This is a genomic window from Algoriphagus sp. (assembly GCF_039969895.1).
Classification (GTDB): Bacteria; Bacteroidota; Bacteroidia; order Cytophagales; family Cyclobacteriaceae; genus Algoriphagus.
In genome coordinates, this window is the sequence record NZ_JBDVMZ010000026.1 from 88,284 (window position 1) to 104,307 (window position 16,024).

Here is a 16,024-nt window from a genome sequence, read left to right on the forward strand (position 1 = left end):
CTCTTATCACTCTATATTCAACTTAATTTTTTCCAAGTAAAGGGCTTTTTCTACGCTTGCATAAAGTAACTCTGCATCAATAGGCTTAGTGATATAATCGTCCATTCCTATGGCAAAAACCCGCGATTTCGTCTTTTCCGTAGTGTCAGCTGTCACCGCAATTATGGGGATATTCGCTGAATTAATTCCTGAATTTCCGGCACGAATGAGCTCGGTTGCTTCGTAACCATCCATTTCGGGCATTTGCAGATCCATGAGAATGAGGTCGTAAGGTTTTATCTTCACAGCCTCTAATGCTTCCAGCCCGTTATTCGCAAAGTCAAAACTAACACCTTGCCATTTTCTCAAGATGGATTTGATCACCAGTTGATTCACGGTGTTGTCTTCTACCACTAGGAAATGTCTGCCTTTCATAAGCTTCTCAGCCTGTGCAGGCGTCATTAATTCCTGAGGTTTTTGGGATGAAATTGCCTTGTCCAGTTCTAGGCTGATGTGAACCACAGTCCCTTCATTCTTCGCACTACTTACTTTTATAGTGCCTTGGTGCAGGTCCACTAGGGCTTTTACGATACACAATCCAATTCCAAATCCTCCGTAATTTCTTTTGTCATTGATCTGCTCCTGGCTGAATGAATCGAAAATTCGGTTGATTTTTTCTTTTGCAATACCTACGCCTGTGTCCTCTACATCAAGAGTCAATAGAAGTTTGTTACCCGCTATCTCTTCTGTATTGACTAGTAATTTCACCTGACCTTTTTGGGTGAATTTGGTAGCGTTGTTCAGCACATTTGATAGGATCTGTTTTAGCCGGATAGGATCACCCACCAGTTTTGTATTGATCGTGTTTCGCTCTTCATAGATAAACTCCAGCCCTTTCTCACGAGATTTTTGATTGGTGATGAGCTTCAATTCCTGGATTATTTTCTGAAGATCAAAATCTACCTGTGCTAGTTTGAGCTCTCCTTTTTCTATTTTGGAATAATCCAAGATATCATTGATTGAGCCAAGAAGCGACATGGATGAATATTGAATGACTTCCAGATTATTTTTGATAGTGGTATCATCCGTGTTGCTCAGGATAGATTTGGAAAGCCCCAAAATGGCATTGAGGGGAGTTCTCAGCTCATGACTCATATTGGAGAGAAAGAATGTTTTGATGTCATTGGATTCCTCCGCTCTTAACAAAGCGATTTCTTGCATTTCTTCTTTTTCGCTTTTCAGCAATCTAATTCTATTTGCCATGGACAGGGATAGAAAAATGATCTCAGCTCCAGTGCCTAGTTTGGATGCGTTGGAAGTCAAAAATGAATTAGGAATCAGGGAAAAATTATTTAGTATAAAAATCACGAAACCTAAAGTCAGACAGGCTATACCGACGCTGAAGAAAATATCTACCCGTTTGCCGGATCGGTAGCTTTGGACTATCGTGAGAATGATGAGAATAAGCAGAAGAAAACCTAAAGCATTGACAATAGGGTAATAATACGCTTGTCCTACGGAATAGGTCAGAATAAAAATCAGGAGTATTACATTCGCACCAAACATAAACTCGTAGGATTTTTTGATAAACCTGGTGGTTGTGACTGCCTTCAAGTAGAAATAAGCGTAAGCAGTGAGGGCCAATGAACTGAAGGTGGCAAAGATTAGTAAGGAGCGGTTGGCGAACCAACCTGGTTCTTGGGTGATGAATTGAAAAAAGTATCCATCAAGATTCATGTGAAGAAAGGCTATTGACACCACGTATGCGACATAATAGAGAAAGCTCGACTCTTTCATTCCAAAATAAAAGAACAGATAGGTAGCCCCTGCTAAAAATAATACTCCATAGAAAAAGCCAAAAATCAACTGGTTGAAGAAGGAAGTAGCTACTAGCGAGGAGGTGTCATTGAGCTCCAGCGGGATACTGATGACCTCTCCATCACTTTGGTATTTGATGTAAAACTGAGACGAAGAGCTAGCCGGGATGGTTATAGGGAAAATGATTTTTCGATGATTGAAGGGTCTATCGGCAAAGTTTACCAGGTCTCCACTCAGTTGATCCGAGATGATTTGACCGTTATGGATCTGAAAGAGATGGACTACATCTGTGATAGGACGGGCAGTTTCCAAATAGAAAGTCAGAGGCAACTTGGAATCATTAGAAAGGGCAAACCTGAGCCAATACGTTTGGTCGGTAAACCCCAAGTCGGTGATGGGGTTTTCCAGAGCATTATATTCCAGTGAATTCCCTTTTTGAATGATATCCTCCAAGGTATATTCGGAAGAATCTACCTGCACGATTTCAGCGATGGAATGCAGGGAATAAGGCAAGTTTAATTTTTGATCAACAGAAATCTGTGAAATGCCTTGATCTACTTGTATAAAAAACAAGCTCAACGTAATGCATAAATACAATGGATTCATGGGTTGGATTAAGCGTGAGGTAATCTTTAGGGCATCGTAAAATACGAGTTACTTATCGCTCGTAGATCATTCGAGCATGGAGTTTTCTGAATTTACTTCAAAAAGTCTGAGTCTTTGTATTTCGGGTGAGGATAGGTGTAAAAGCCTTCACCTGATTTTGTGCCAAGCTTACCTTGATCCACATAGGTTTTGAGAAGTGATGCAAAAGCCCGTGAAGCTGGATTTCTTCTTGCATTGGTGATGTGCCAAGCCGTATCAAGACCCACATTATCCAGGATGCCAAAAGGTCCAGCCGACATCCCGAAGTTGATCATCCAGGATTTGTCAATTGCTTCTACCTCGGCAATTTCCCCAGTAAGTAATCTGCCGGCTGCATCTATCCAAGCTATCAATAATGTATTGAAAATATACCCGGAATGCTCCTTCTTGACCAAAATTGGGACTTGATTCAGTCTTCTGCCCAAGTCCTCCAAAAGATCTAGTACTGCATCGGATGTTCCTGCATGCGGCATTATATCGACGACTCTGGAGTGGAAAACGTCATGAAAATGAAAGGCGCAAAACTTCTCTGGTCTGCCGGAAATTTCAGCAAACTGAGAAGGAAGAAGATAGGAAGTATTGGTGGTGAAAATAGTAGGTGCTGGTGCAAGTTCGCCGATTTTCTTCCACACGCTGGTTTTGATAGCCGCATCTTCAACCACACTTTCACTGACTAAATCAGCGTATTCAAGTGCTTCCTTTAAACTCAGCGTAAAAACCACCTTTTCCAATGCTCGCTCGCCTTCTTGCTCCAAGATATAGTTTGTCCGCACTAAATGAGCTAGAAGTTTTTTCATAGCAGCAAGAGATCGTGTCAAACTCTTTTCATGAATGTCATAGACCTTCACTTCAAAACCTGAAATGGCCGCCTGAAGGCCTATTCTTGTTCCAAGATTTCCAGCCCCTATGATCGTTATTTTACGAATTTCCATGCGTGTAAAAATTTCTGCCTTGTAGTGTTTAAGTATATCTCTTGCTCTATTTTCCTTGCTTGATAGGCTGGGAGACCGATGAGCGATGACCGATGCGACTAAATTTTATGAGTTTGTCATTTCTTCAGCTGCTTCGAATACGTGCTGACAGAGAAGTTGATAATCAGAATTTTTATTTTGATTACCAGCCACACTTTGGTCGCTCATTATCAAACATCGGTCATCCAGCACCGGTCATTTTCTTAAATAGTAAAGCCACCATCAGCTGTGAAGACTGAACCCGTCACGTAGGCTGCGGCAGGAGAGGCGAGGAAAAGTGCCATTGCTCCGATTTCCTGAGCAGAACCTACGCGTTTGATTGCCAGCTTTTTCATGACCATGCTCATGATTTTTTCATTGTTCCAAAGTGGCTCAGAGAACTTAGTTTCGATCAAACCCGGACAGATAGCATTGACGCGAATCTCAGCTTCTCCCCATTCTTTAGCGAGTACTTTGGTCAAGGAAATCAAAGCAGCTTTGCTCACGCTATAGATACCCAGTCCATGTTCTGGAGAAATTCCGCCTATGGAGCTGATGTTGATTACGGAGGCATTTGCGGATTTTCGGAGATGCGGCCGACAGAGCTTTGCGAGTTCGAAAGGTGCTTTGAGGTTCACATTCATGATTTTATCGAAGGCATCGGGGCTAGTTTCATGCACTGGACCGAAGACAGGACTTGTAGCCGCATTGTTGACAAGGATGTCCAATTGTCCGTATTGGGCTACAGTTTTGGCTACCAAATCGGGAAGTTCATCCATGTTTCCCACATTGCAAGCAATGCCTGTCGCTTCATAGCCTTTGGATTTCAGTTGATTAGCCATCTCATCGAGCGCCTCTTGTTTTCGACTACAAATCACCACTTTTGCGCCAGCGGCTGCAAAAACTTCTGCGATACTAAAGCCAATTCCTTTACTTGCACCTGTGATAAGCGCGACTTTTCCTTCTAAGGAGAATAATGTGGAGAGATCCATACGTAGGTTAGTTTTCTAGCTTCAAGATAAAAAAAGAAAGATAGTATGCCCGAACGATTGCAGATTATTCTTAGTTAAAAGATTGTTGTCGGATGTTGGATGTCGGGTGCCGGGTGTCCGATGATAGATGTCCGATGGTGGATGTTAGGTGTCTGATGCTGGATGTTAGCTGTCTATTGATTAATAATGATGATAATTATCCAAGCGAAACTATATTGTTGCAAAGCCATCGTCCAAAGAATGATATCCGGTAACATGTATTTTGTCAAGCTGCTTTACTATTGGAAATTCATATTAAACTTATATGATTATCCGCAATAATGCCATTCACCTTATATTCCTTGCTTATCTGGTTGGAAGTCCGGTGACCGAAGCGGCCTCAATTCTTAAGTTTAACATTTGCTACATTGCTTGTTCCACCTTACTGGTAGAAAAGCGGATAATCATATAAACTTATTTAAACTAAATAGCCACACACGATGATAGAAGTAATTTTTGAAAAAACTGGACTACCTCAGGATGTTTTACAGGTAAGAGAATCTCCTGCGCCTGAACCAAAAGCGGATGAAGTTCAGATCCAAGTAAAAGCTAGAAATATTAATCCATCTGACCTGATGTTTATCCAAGGTAGGTATGGGATACAGCCTACGTTACCCAGTAGTGCAGGTTTTGAAGCGGCTGGAGTCGTGAGTAAGTCGGATGCTGACGGCAAAATCCCGGTGGGTACTCGCGTGATGTTTACTGCTCAAGGAACCAATACAGGGACTTGGAGAGAGTACATTACCCTTCCTTCCAAGCAGGTGATTCCTATGCCGGATGGGATGTCATTTGAAGTAGCTTGCCAGGCATTTGTCAATCCTGTGACAGCGGTGGCGATGGTTCAGAAATCTAAGTTGAAGGCAGGAGAATGGCTTTTGTTGACTGCTGGAGCTTCGGCTTTTGGTAAGTTTGCCATACAGGTAGCCAAATCAAAAGGTATCAAAGTAGCCTGTACCGTTCGCCACGATGAGCAGAAAAGCTACCTAACCAACCTAGGTGCTGATTTGGTGATTAATACTGAGAAAGAGGACTTGAGAAAAGAGATATCCGATCAAATCGGCGAAGGAGTTTCGGCTGTGTTTGATGCGGTGGGAGGTGTGCTAGGAGCCAAAGCACTGAATTGCCTAAAGCAATCAGGAACCATGTACGTCTTTGGATTATTGAGTATGCAAAACATGCCTGTCAATACAGGAATGATGATTTTCAAGGAAATTACGATAGAGGGATTTTGGTTGACTAGTGAGTTGCAGCGAATTTCGAAGGAAGAAAGAGCGCAACTTTACAAAGAAACTCAAGCCTTCTTGATGAGTGATGATTCGACTGCGGAAGTGGCTGAAACCTTCCCTTTGACAGAAATCAAAGCTGCCATAGAGGCTTACAATACTCCAGGTAGAAATGGAAAAATCCTTCTGGTGAGTTAATTTCTCTGAAATAGTTCTTCATAAAAAAAGGGAATTGCCATCTTTGCAGTTTAAATCAAAAATTAAAAGGAATGAATTGGGATACGCTGGATAAGGAGCTTACCGAAATAGTAGAAAAACGAAATCAATTGGCCGCAATGGATTATAGCGACGCCAGCTACGACGATCTGGAAGAAGCACTTCATGATTTGGAAGATGATTTCAATGATAAATACGAGGACAGGCTAGAGGCGGAAATTGAAAAAATTCAAGAGAAGTTGAAGTCTGATACAGATATTTTGTTGCCTACAGCTTATATCGCTAATGCCTACAAACCACTTCTTCCTGATGCCAATGGTGTCATCAGCTACGAAGTCTCTGGAAGTCAGGGCGTTCCTATTGAGTCCGAGCAATTTGATAAGCAAGACGTGAGGATAGTCTTAATTCCCAATCCAGCGCGATTTGTGATGCTGATCAACGGAAGACAGCTGAAGGATCTTTGGAGAAGCAGGTAGTTTTTCAGTAAAAAGATATCAGTAGTAAGACATTAGATTTTTATAGTTATCTATAGAAAAAACCCGGTGAGTAGCTGGGTTTTTTCATGAGAATGGGAGTTTTTTCCCCTGAATAAAAAAAAATGATAAATTCAAGAAGAGTGGTAATCACTGGTTTGGGAGCTTTGTCTGCTCTTGGGAATGATGTGAAATCTAACTGGCAAAACGCCAAAGAAGGAAAAAGTGGAGCAGCAGCAATTACCTATTTCAATACTGAGAAATTCAAAACTCAGTTTGCCAGCGAACTTAAAAATTGGGACCCTAGCCTGAGATTGGACAGAAATGATATCAAGCGATCAGATCTTTACACCCAATACGGTTTGTATGTGGCTGCTGAAGCTATGGAAGACGCAGGTTTGGATGTAAGTCAACTTGCATCACCATTTGATGGGGGAGTGATTTGGGGTTCTAGCCAAGGCGGAATGGGTACTTTCGAGCAGGAGATGAAGGAATTTGTGGGGAATGACCTCAATCCACGATTTAACCCGTTTTTTATCCCAAAATACCTGGTGAACATGGCATCTGGAGTGATCTCAATGAAGCATGGCTTTATGGGAATCAACTACACGCCTGTCACAGCTTGTGCTTCTTCGAACTCCGCGATCATGGATGCTTTCAATTACATCAAGTGGGGAAAAGCGAAGGTAATTATTACAGGAGGCTCAGATGCGCCGATCACGGAGGCCGCTATGGGAGGTTTCAGCGCCTTGAAAGCACTTTCTACCAAAAATGAAAATCCTGCGTCCGCTTCTAGGCCATTTGATGCTGAGCGAGATGGTTTTGTAATGGGAGAGGGAGCAGCAGCTTTGATCCTGGAGGAATATGAGCATGCGAAAAAGCGTGGTGCCAAGATCTACGGAGAAGTGGTAGGTGCTGCGATGACAGCTGATGCGTATCATCTCACTGCAACACATCCTGAGGGCGAAGGAGCTTACATGTGTATGAAGTTTGCACTTGAGGAAGCTGGTCTTAGTATTCAGGAAGTGGATTACCTCAATGCCCATGCGACTTCCACTCCAACTGGAGATTTGAGCGAGATTAAGGCTATTTCTAGGCTTTCGAAAGGCGATCAGAAGAATCTTCATATCTCTGCGACTAAGTCCATGACAGGGCATTTGCTGGGAGCGGCAGGTGCGATAGAGGCGATTTTCTGTACGAAAGCTATCAATGAGGGGGTTATTCCACCTACGATCAATACGGAGAATTTGGATCCTGCCATTCCTGAAGGAATTCAGATTGTGACCAAGCAGGCGTTAGAGAAAAAAGTGAAAGTGGCCTTGAGCAATACCTTTGGTTTTGGAGGACATAACGCCACGGTGATTTTTAGGGAGTTTGTGTAACCTTTGGGGTCTCTGAGACCCCGAAGGTTTTACTTTTTTTTACCGCAAAGTCGCAGGGGTCGCAAAAGGATTTAAAACCCTGAGATACTATATCGGAATTGCGAATCGCTAAATCCAATATTGATCGTGCCTTTGGCACTTTCTCTTTCTTTACTAATTGCAAGCTTACCCAGAATCCAGATAGCTATCACAGACATTCTGGGCTCTTACCGGCCTTACCTTTGGCAAGTAATATTAGAAATCCTCTGGTAGTCCTTCAGGATTACCAATCCCGAATAGCTAAAAAAGATAATCGAGAATGCTTCCTGGTTCCTGCAAAGACGAAAGGTGGATTTCTCTACGAAAAATATTGCGCCTTCGCGCCGTGGCGGGAGTCTTTTTTTTCAAAACCTTCGAGGAGATTTCTCCTTCGTACCTCTGTCGAAATTACACCTCAACCGTTATCAAACGCCGCGTCGTCGCGTCGCCGCGAGGATTCACCTAAACCCCAGCTTCACTCGGACCTTATCCAACAATTCCGCCCCTACAGCTTTAGCCTTTTCTTCTCCAGCTGCCAACTTCTTTTCTACTTCTTCAGGATGACTCATGTAGTAATCAAAGGCTTTGCGTTCCTCTTTATACTTTTCCATAATCAGTTCCATGAGCTCCTTTTTGGCATGGCCATAGCCATAATTCCCTTCTTCGTAATTCCTACGCATCTGTTTCGTTTGCGCTTCGGAAGCGATTAAACTGTACAGTTTAAACACATTATCCGTTTCTGGATCTTTTGGCTCTTCCAATCCTTTGCTGTCCGTCACGATGCTATTTACATTTTTCTTCAGGGCTTTTTCAGGAAGGAAAATATCAATGAAGTTATTGTATGACTTGCTCATCTTCTGCCCGTCTGTGCCTGGAATGGTCTTTACTACTTCATCAACCCTGGCTTCAGGAATAGTCAAAATATCTTCTCCTACGATTCTGTTGAAAGTCGATGCGATATCTCTAGCCATCTCTAAGTGCTGTATTTGATCTTTTCCCACAGGAACTAAATCTGCTGAATACAGCAAAATGTCTGCAGTCATCAATACCGGATAGGTGAACAAGCCTGCATTGACATCGGAAAGTTTTTCCGCCTTATCCTTGAAGCTATGGGCATTTGCCAGCATGGGGAATGGAGTGAAGCAGTTTAGATACCAAGTCAACTCAGCTACTTCTGGTCTTCTGGATTGGCGATAAAAAGTCGTTTTCTCAATATCCAAACCAAAGGCTAACCAGGCTGCAGCCACCGCGAGGGTGTTTTGCTTGCGGAGCTCACCGTCTTTGGAAGTGGTGAGTGAATGCAAGTCTGCGATAAAAATGTAGGACTCTTCTTTGTTCTGTTTGATCAAATTGATAGCAGGGACGATCGCGCCGAGGATGTTTCCTAAATGTGGTCTGCCGCTGCTTTGAATGCCTGTAAGTACTCTTGCCATTGGTTTGATTTTGGCGCAAATTAAGTAAAACAGCCTGTAATACGTTTGAAATTATGCGTTAATTGCGGGTATGTTTAGAATTGAAAAGATCCTTTGTATTCTCTTATTCCTTTGTTTATTCGCGCAACTTGCACGCGCTCAAGAGCCTATCTCTCCCAAATTAATATGGGCAGTGAATAAGGTGGATTTAGGGACGCTGCTGGAAGAACAGGGAATTCAAGTGGCAGAATTTCAATTTACCCAAACCCAGGATTCTCTTTTTTATATTGAAAGTGTCGTGACAGATTGCGGTTGCACGACAGTAAATTATACCCGGGATACCTTGCAGTTAGGTGAAAGCGGCACCTTACAAGTTGCTTTTGACCCTTCCTCAGGAGCTGGATTTTTCTCCAGAATGATCGTTGTTAAAGGCAATTTAATGGGGGTTCAGGATACGCTTTATATTGAAGGGAACGCCATCCCGAGAGCTAGTGATCCAGTAGGGACTTATAGAACCAGAAAAGGGAATTTGGGCTTCCGGCTTGCCAAAGTTAACGTAGGTGAGGTGTTCACAAACGAGCCAAAGGTAAAACAAGTGGAAGTTTTTAATTTTGGTAATAAGCCTTTTTATAAAGATAGTCTTCAGTTTTCAGCGCCTGAATACATACAGGTGATGCAGCTGACAGATTCTATTTTACCAAACGATCGTGGATTGCTTCAGGTGGTTTATGATGGAGCGAAGAAAAATGACCTGGGCTATTTCGAAGATCAAATTTCAGTGAATTGGAAAGATAGCACCACATTTATACAGCTGGATGTTTTGGCAGATGTGTTTGAATATTATGCCCCTTTTGCCAAAGAAAACTTAAACCTGGTACCTCAGCTCGTCATCACTCCAAAGGAAATCGATCTGAAGACGATTAGCTCTGGAACCATTCGTGTGGAAAATGTAGTCCTGAGCAACCGTGGAAGACAAGTGCTCGAAATAAAGAAAATACAGGGGAACTGTGAATGCCTGAAATTGGAACTACCAAAAACTTCTTTGGACCCGGGAGAGTCTATCCAACTCAAAGTGGTTTTTGATCCGAAAGGAAGACAGGGTATTGATCAGCGGAACATCTATATTTTCACTAATGACCCAGTAAATCCCGTGCAAATGTTCTTGCTGAAAAGTAGGGTCGAGTAAGCTCAATCACAATCGTTTAACATTTTCGCTGATACAATCCGACGATATTGAGTATTAGACTAATTGTTTGGTCTAATAATCAGCTTTTGTTTATGTAAATATTCTTTGAGTTAGCGGTTTACTGAGTTATTTTTATTCCTACACTGCTTAGGGTTTTCAAAAATAGCAAGTCATTTGAACGTGATTTTTTTTGAATCTGAAATGAAAAAAAACCTGCTTATCCTGCTTTTTTTAGTTTGTACGCTGCCTACCCTTGCAGCAAAAAAGTATGCGTCTCCAAGTGGAAGCGCTTCAAATTCCGGGAATTCACTTTTAGAAGCCTGGTCACTTGAATTTGCTTTGGGCACTTCTTCACCATTACTTCCAGGAGATTCTTTGATGATGGCAGATGGGACTTATCCGGGAAATTTTATTTCTGAATTGTATGGGACTGCTGAAAAGCCTATACGAATCATGCCACTGAATGCGGGAAAGGCCATAATTGATGCAGGAAGAAATAGAAGCGGGGAATCTGGAATCCTCGTTAAAGGTAATTATACTTGGTTTATAGGTATTCATGTGACCTCATCGAGTACCAACAGAAATCCCGACGCCAGTAACGGTTTTGCTGCCATTGAAATAGAAGCTGGAATTACTGTAACTGGTGATCACAATAAATTGATCAATTGTTGGATTTATGATGTAGTGGGAGGGGGGCTGCAGTTATGGAGATCAGGGTTGAACCTGGAGGTGTATGGCTGTGTGGTTTTCAACAACGGTTTTCAAGAAGTGCCTCGAGGATATGGGCATGGGATGTATATACAGCACGATGAGGTTAATTTCCCTAAGGAAATTGTGAACAATATCGTCTTTCAAAATGCCTCTCAAGGCATAAACATCTATACTACCAATCCTATCAATCGAGGGTTAATTGTTGACAAAAATGTGTCCTTTAATACTGGGGTTTTTGCGGACTTCAATCCTATCTTATTTCGGCCACCTCATAACTTGAGTATAGGATCAAGGAATAACCTGAGTAGTGATATAGTGGTCACTGGAAATATATTTTATTCCGATTTGCAAGGAGGAAGGCTTGAGCCATCGGGAGTTAGTAATGTGACGTTAGGAAGAACTTTTTACCCAAATTTGAATTTCAAATTCACAGGTAATAAAATTTATGGCGGTCGCAATCAAGTGGAGTTACTACCAGCATCACGCTTATCATTTACTGAAAATTTGTTGGTTAATACGAGCGGGCAGTTCATAAGTGTTTACGAGGATTACTCTTCCTATACAGAGTCCACATGGAAATCGAATGCCTATATTAATTTCTCAAATAGTACCAATGTATTCAATGGGTTGAGTTTCTCAGATTGGAAACTTACCTCTGGGTTTGATGGAAATAGTAATCTTTTGACTATCCCACAAAAGCCAGCAGAAATTCTAGTTGTACAGAATAAATACGATTCGAATCTGTATTATGTGACTATTTTGAATCTAAGTGATCAGGAAGTTATTTCTGTAGATTTTTCTCAATATGCTATTGAAGCTGGGATCGATTACGTGATCAGGGATGTGCAAAACCCCTTTGATGAAGTACATCGGAAAGTTGGAAAAAAAACTGGGGAGATGATTTCATTTCCTATGAATTGGACAAATTCGATGCAGCCTAAAGGCAATATTCCGCATCAGGTAAAGCATACAGATAAAACATTTGGCTCATTTATTTTAGAATTTTCCAAAAGAGCGGAATCAGAACGTCGAGAAGTGAAAGATTCAGTCGCTATTTATCTTAATTATGAAGGCAAAGCTTTTTTAAAGTCGGATGACTTTTTGGAAGGAGCGCTTGAGGACGGTGAGCCATTTACCTTTACCTCATCCAAAGGATTTGAATTCGATTGTGAAAATTTAGGCTTTAATGAGGTTACGATTACTTCCAAAAATACCGATACTAATCAGGAATGGGTTGATGACATCAGGTTGTATGTGTTAGATACTATCGCTCCCAAGTTTGAAGCAGCCAATGCTTACTTTCTTTTTGATCCGGTGGTTGGAAAAATTTCAATTTCCATAGCAGATTTTGATGTGGTGGATTTTAGAGACAATTGCTCTTCCAGTTTCTGGAATATCACGATGGATATAGCTGAGCTGATTAATGAAGATGAAGTTACCTGTGCTGATATTTATCAAAATCCAGATCAACCTATTTTTAAATTTCCTGTCGTACTCACCGCAACCGACCCTTCTGGGAACTCCTTTTCTAAAAATGTCAACGTAATAGTTGGAAATGTACAGGAGTCTAAAAAAGTGTCACTAACTCAAGTGACTCCCCTTTACGAAGGTGGAGAAACTGAAATCAAGTTAGGCGATGAGCTTCAGTATGAAGTTTTGGGATGGTACAGAATGGGCGGGCTCATCAATGAATCTCAAAATAGAGCTATAAAAATAAGTAAACCAGAGGTGTATTATGCGCTTCTCATGCTGGAATCTGGGTGTACTGTAAAATCAGATTTTCTAGCAGTACAGTATTCCTCAGCGGATTTCCCACCCGTTAAAGCTCGTATAGAACTTCTTTTGGATGGTGAAGGAAAAGCAGAATTGACACTAGAGGACGTCTTCCAGTCTTGGCCTTCGTCAAATCCCAGCTTCACTGCCACGCTGAGCAAGTCAGCATTTAACTGTGAAAATATAGGCGCTCAGCTAGTAAATGTGATTATCAAGGATGATATCGGCAATACCTGGGAAGAGAAAATTGAGGTTGTCGTGCAGGATAAATTGCCACCAGTTTTGAAAGTTAAAAACATAGAAGTTGAGCTAGATCTGACTGTGGACGGATTTGCACTAAAGGCTGAAGATTTCATTGAGTCGATAAGCGATAATTGTAGCATTACAAGTCTTACAATCAATAAGCAAAACCTGACCTGTATGGATGTAGGCAAGGAGGTGACAGTTGAACTTCGAGCTGAGGATGGCGCTGGAAATGTAACCGAGAAAACAGCTAAGGTCTTTGTCACCTCTAAAAATGCTTCCCCTGTTACGATAACTGGTAATCCTGCAATTTGTGCCGGAGAACAGCAGACGCTTACCTTAAAGTCTGCTGCTGAATTCGAAGTGCTGAGATGGAGAAGAAATGGTACGGAGATCACTGGAGCAAAAAATAAAATCTTGGAAATCACACAAGGAGGAAGCTATCAAGCTGTCATTCTCTATTCGGGAGGTTGTCTTTTTGAGACCAACACCTTTGCTGTTGAGACAATTACCACCAAGCCAGTGATTATTCAAGGTTCAGCCACTCTTTGTGCTGGGCAGAAGCAGACACTAGCATTAGTATCAGATGAAGCCTTTGAAGTAGTCAGGTGGAGAAAAAATGGAACGGAGATTCCGGGAGCAAAGGGCACGACTTTGGAGATTTCGGAGGGAGGAAGTTACCATGCTGTTGTTCAAAATACTGGGGGTTGCCTAATTGAAACAGCTAAGTTTGAAGTGGAAATAAGCCCTGAACCAACTGGAGAAATTACTGTGGATGGAAATATTCTCAGTGCACCTGATGGTAATTTCATTTACCAATGGTTTAGAAATGGAGATAAAATAGCAGGCGCTACCCAGCGAACATTGACCGTGAACCAAATGGGAGAATTCGCGGTGGAATTGACAAATGAGGCGGGTTGTATGGCCAGGTTGAAGGCTGTGACTTTAATGATATCGGGAATTTTCAACCCTAGCATCTTGGTAACTGAGGAGTTGAAAATCTATCCAAATCCCGCTTCTTCAGAAGTGAAAGTCCAAGCGCTAGGAGATTTGGAATTTGCCGGGAATTCCATGAGAGTCTTTAATTCTACTGGTGCTGATGTCAGTTCAAGTGTGGAGGTCATTCATCAAAGTCCGAGAGAGATAACGCTGGCGATTTCTCGCTTGGCCGCAGGAATTTACGTGATCATGCTTGAAAGCCCCGATAGCCGTGTGTTTGTTGGGAAGTTGGTTAAGAGGTGACATATTGAATAGAAATCAAAACCTGTCGTGAATTGAATTTTACGAGAGGTTTTTTGTAAATAAACTATTCACGCTTAAGATAAAAGGGGAATAGCTTACGTTGAACCGCAAGCCTTAGATTCCAGCTCTTACTTGTAGCTATCAGATTAGACATAAGAAGTAAAGAGCATTTTTACTATTTTCTATCTCGCTTCACAATCTTCACCACACGGGCATAGATGATCTCTGCTAAACTCCATTCATAGCCATCAAAGTCAGTGGTATTATTGAATTGGATAATGACTGTGTCAATGTCTCTGTGGTATTTGGCAATACTCTGATAGCCGGGAAGGAGACCTGTGTGCTCGTAAACATAAATGGAAGAATAGATCTCTTGTTCGCCTTCGTTGAACACAGAACCATCATTCAATGCCCGGATGAAAATGCCCACATCTTCTGCAGTGGCAACCATAGATCCGGCAGCATTGATGAATTCATTATATCTCAAATCCTCTTCATACCCGACATAATATCCGCTCATTATCATCCAAATCATCCACATCACTAACCAAGCTGTAGGTATTATTCAGTCCCAGTGGATTTAAAATCTCTTCCTTGATATACCGATGATGGTTATATCCTAGTGCCTTATCAAGTAGCTCACCTATCAATAAGTAATTGGTATTGGAGTACCCGTAGCTCTCATCAGGAACAAAATCAGCAGACTTATCCAATATCAGTTCAAGATTGTCACGATTGGCTATAGGCGGATCTACCCAATAGTTAGGTGTACGGGAATAATCAGGAATTCCGGATCTGTGCTGCACCAGCATTCGGAGTGTGATTCTATCTGCATTTTCTATTCTTCCTTTCAGATCTGGAAAGTATTCGCCCAGCGTTTTATTTAAATCCAATCGTCCATCATTGACTAATTTAGCTACAGCAACAGCGATATAAAGTTTGCTTATGCTGGCGATCTTAAAAAGTGCTCCTGAGTAGGCAGGTTTTTTCTTGTCCCTATTGTGCCAACCAGCGGCATAGAATTCAGCTGGCTTTCCACCCTGATCCACGTAAACAATCATACCATCAAATCCCTGTGCTACTCCTTCCTCTACCTGTTCCTGCACCGAATCGGGTAGGGGAAGTATCCACGCCTTTACCAACGGCCAGGGAACAAAATAAAGTGAACCTATACTAGCGAGGATAAAGAGGATTCGGAGGGTTTGTTTGAGATTAGGTGAGGGCATGTGGTTTTGGGAAGTATAAGCAAATGGCCCTGCTAGTAAACGTGTCCCGAAGGAATTGTTTTGTAGCCATTTGATGTGCTTTGAATGTTGAATATAGACCAAAAAGATGATCGTTTCAACCTGAAAAGTAACTCAAATACTGAAACTGGTCTGCTGCAATGTATCAAAGAATCATACTGGGAACCACAATTACACTTTCCAAACTGAGAAGTAAAGGCTATTTAAGAATGCTGCACTATTACGCTAAATCAAAACTTGAGATTCAGTGAAGCGCCGTACCTCTCTGCCGATAAGGCAGGTACAGCTTGTCCCGATTTTTATCGGGAAGCTCCCTATGTGCGATGGCGTTAGAGGTGCACCGTGGGCTTAAGTCTCACGGCCGCTAATCGATTAGCATTCCTATTTTGGTAGATCTTAACTTGGTACACTGACCGCAAATAATACGTTCATTTTAAACCTTCAAAACGACGAGTTGAATAGTAAAATTAAAGAGGGC

General features: G+C 41.9%; 11 protein-coding genes. 5 read left to right on the plus strand and 6 right to left on the minus strand.

The window, feature by feature from the left end; all coding sequences use genetic code 11:
- Window positions 1-6: 6 nt before the first annotated feature.
- The 3 genes from ABJH64_RS18650 to ABJH64_RS18660 form a co-directional block, all read right to left on the minus strand.
- Complete coding sequence (locus ABJH64_RS18650) at window positions 7-2,403, minus strand: 7TM diverse intracellular signaling domain-containing protein (protein ID WP_348334704.1); 2,397 nt, start codon at window positions 2,401-2,403, stop codon at window positions 7-9.
- Window positions 2,404-2,495: 92 nt separating this feature from the next.
- Window positions 2,496-3,374 carry a 3-hydroxyacyl-CoA dehydrogenase gene (locus tag ABJH64_RS18655; protein ID WP_348274774.1) on the minus strand — a complete coding sequence of 293 codons (879 nt, stop codon included), beginning with the start codon at window positions 3,372-3,374 and terminating at the stop codon, window positions 2,496-2,498.
- 242 nt (window positions 3,375-3,616) lie between these two features.
- The gene (locus ABJH64_RS18660; protein WP_348274775.1) at window positions 3,617-4,384 is read right to left on the minus strand and encodes a glucose 1-dehydrogenase; all 768 of its coding nucleotides are present in this window, start codon (window positions 4,382-4,384) and stop codon (window positions 3,617-3,619) included.
- 479 nt (window positions 4,385-4,863) lie between these two features.
- Between ABJH64_RS18660 and ABJH64_RS18665 the strand changes: the two genes are divergently transcribed.
- The 3 genes from ABJH64_RS18665 to fabF all read left to right on the plus strand — a co-directional run bounded on the left by ABJH64_RS18665 (window position 4,864) and on the right by fabF (window position 7,717).
- Window positions 4,864-5,844 carry a zinc-dependent alcohol dehydrogenase family protein gene (locus ABJH64_RS18665; protein WP_348274776.1) on the plus strand — a complete coding sequence of 327 codons (981 nt, stop codon included), beginning with the start codon at window positions 4,864-4,866 and terminating at the stop codon, window positions 5,842-5,844.
- Between the two features lie 71 nt (window positions 5,845-5,915).
- The gene (locus tag ABJH64_RS18670; protein ID WP_348274777.1) at window positions 5,916-6,338 is read left to right on the plus strand and encodes a hypothetical protein; all 423 of its coding nucleotides are present in this window, start codon (window positions 5,916-5,918) and stop codon (window positions 6,336-6,338) included.
- A 122-nt stretch (window positions 6,339-6,460) separates the two neighbouring features.
- Window positions 6,461-7,717, plus strand: coding sequence for a beta-ketoacyl-ACP synthase II (gene fabF, locus ABJH64_RS18675; RefSeq protein WP_348274778.1), 1,257 nt, complete (start codon window positions 6,461-6,463; stop codon window positions 7,715-7,717).
- Window positions 7,718-8,193: 476 nt separating this feature from the next.
- Here the strand turns inward: fabF and trpS are convergent, their stop codons facing one another.
- Window positions 8,194-9,168: a tryptophan--tRNA ligase gene (gene trpS / locus ABJH64_RS18680; RefSeq protein ID WP_348274779.1), complete on the minus strand. Its 975-nt coding sequence runs from the start codon at window positions 9,166-9,168 to the stop codon at window positions 8,194-8,196.
- 70 nt (window positions 9,169-9,238) lie between these two features.
- Between trpS and ABJH64_RS18685 the strand changes: the two genes are divergently transcribed.
- Together ABJH64_RS18685 and ABJH64_RS18690 are read left to right on the plus strand one after the other, a co-directional pair.
- On the plus strand, window positions 9,239-10,333 hold the full coding sequence (locus ABJH64_RS18685) for a DUF1573 domain-containing protein (protein ID WP_348274780.1): 1,095 nt from the start codon (window positions 9,239-9,241) through the stop codon (window positions 10,331-10,333).
- 201 nt (window positions 10,334-10,534) lie between these two features.
- Window positions 10,535-14,302: a T9SS type A sorting domain-containing protein gene (locus tag ABJH64_RS18690; protein WP_348274781.1), complete on the plus strand. Its 3,768-nt coding sequence runs from the start codon at window positions 10,535-10,537 to the stop codon at window positions 14,300-14,302.
- 175 nt (window positions 14,303-14,477) lie between these two features.
- Here the strand turns inward: ABJH64_RS18690 and ABJH64_RS18695 are convergent, their stop codons facing one another.
- Both ABJH64_RS18695 and ABJH64_RS18700 read right to left on the minus strand, forming a co-directional pair.
- The gene (locus ABJH64_RS18695; protein WP_348274782.1) at window positions 14,478-14,822 is read right to left on the minus strand and encodes a hypothetical protein; all 345 of its coding nucleotides are present in this window, start codon (window positions 14,820-14,822) and stop codon (window positions 14,478-14,480) included.
- Window positions 14,797-15,528 carry a serine hydrolase domain-containing protein gene (locus tag ABJH64_RS18700; protein WP_348274783.1) on the minus strand — a complete coding sequence of 244 codons (732 nt, stop codon included), beginning with the start codon at window positions 15,526-15,528 and terminating at the stop codon, window positions 14,797-14,799. The genes ABJH64_RS18695 and ABJH64_RS18700 overlap by 26 nt, the downstream gene beginning before the upstream one ends.
- Window positions 15,529-16,024: the final 496 nt, after the last annotated feature.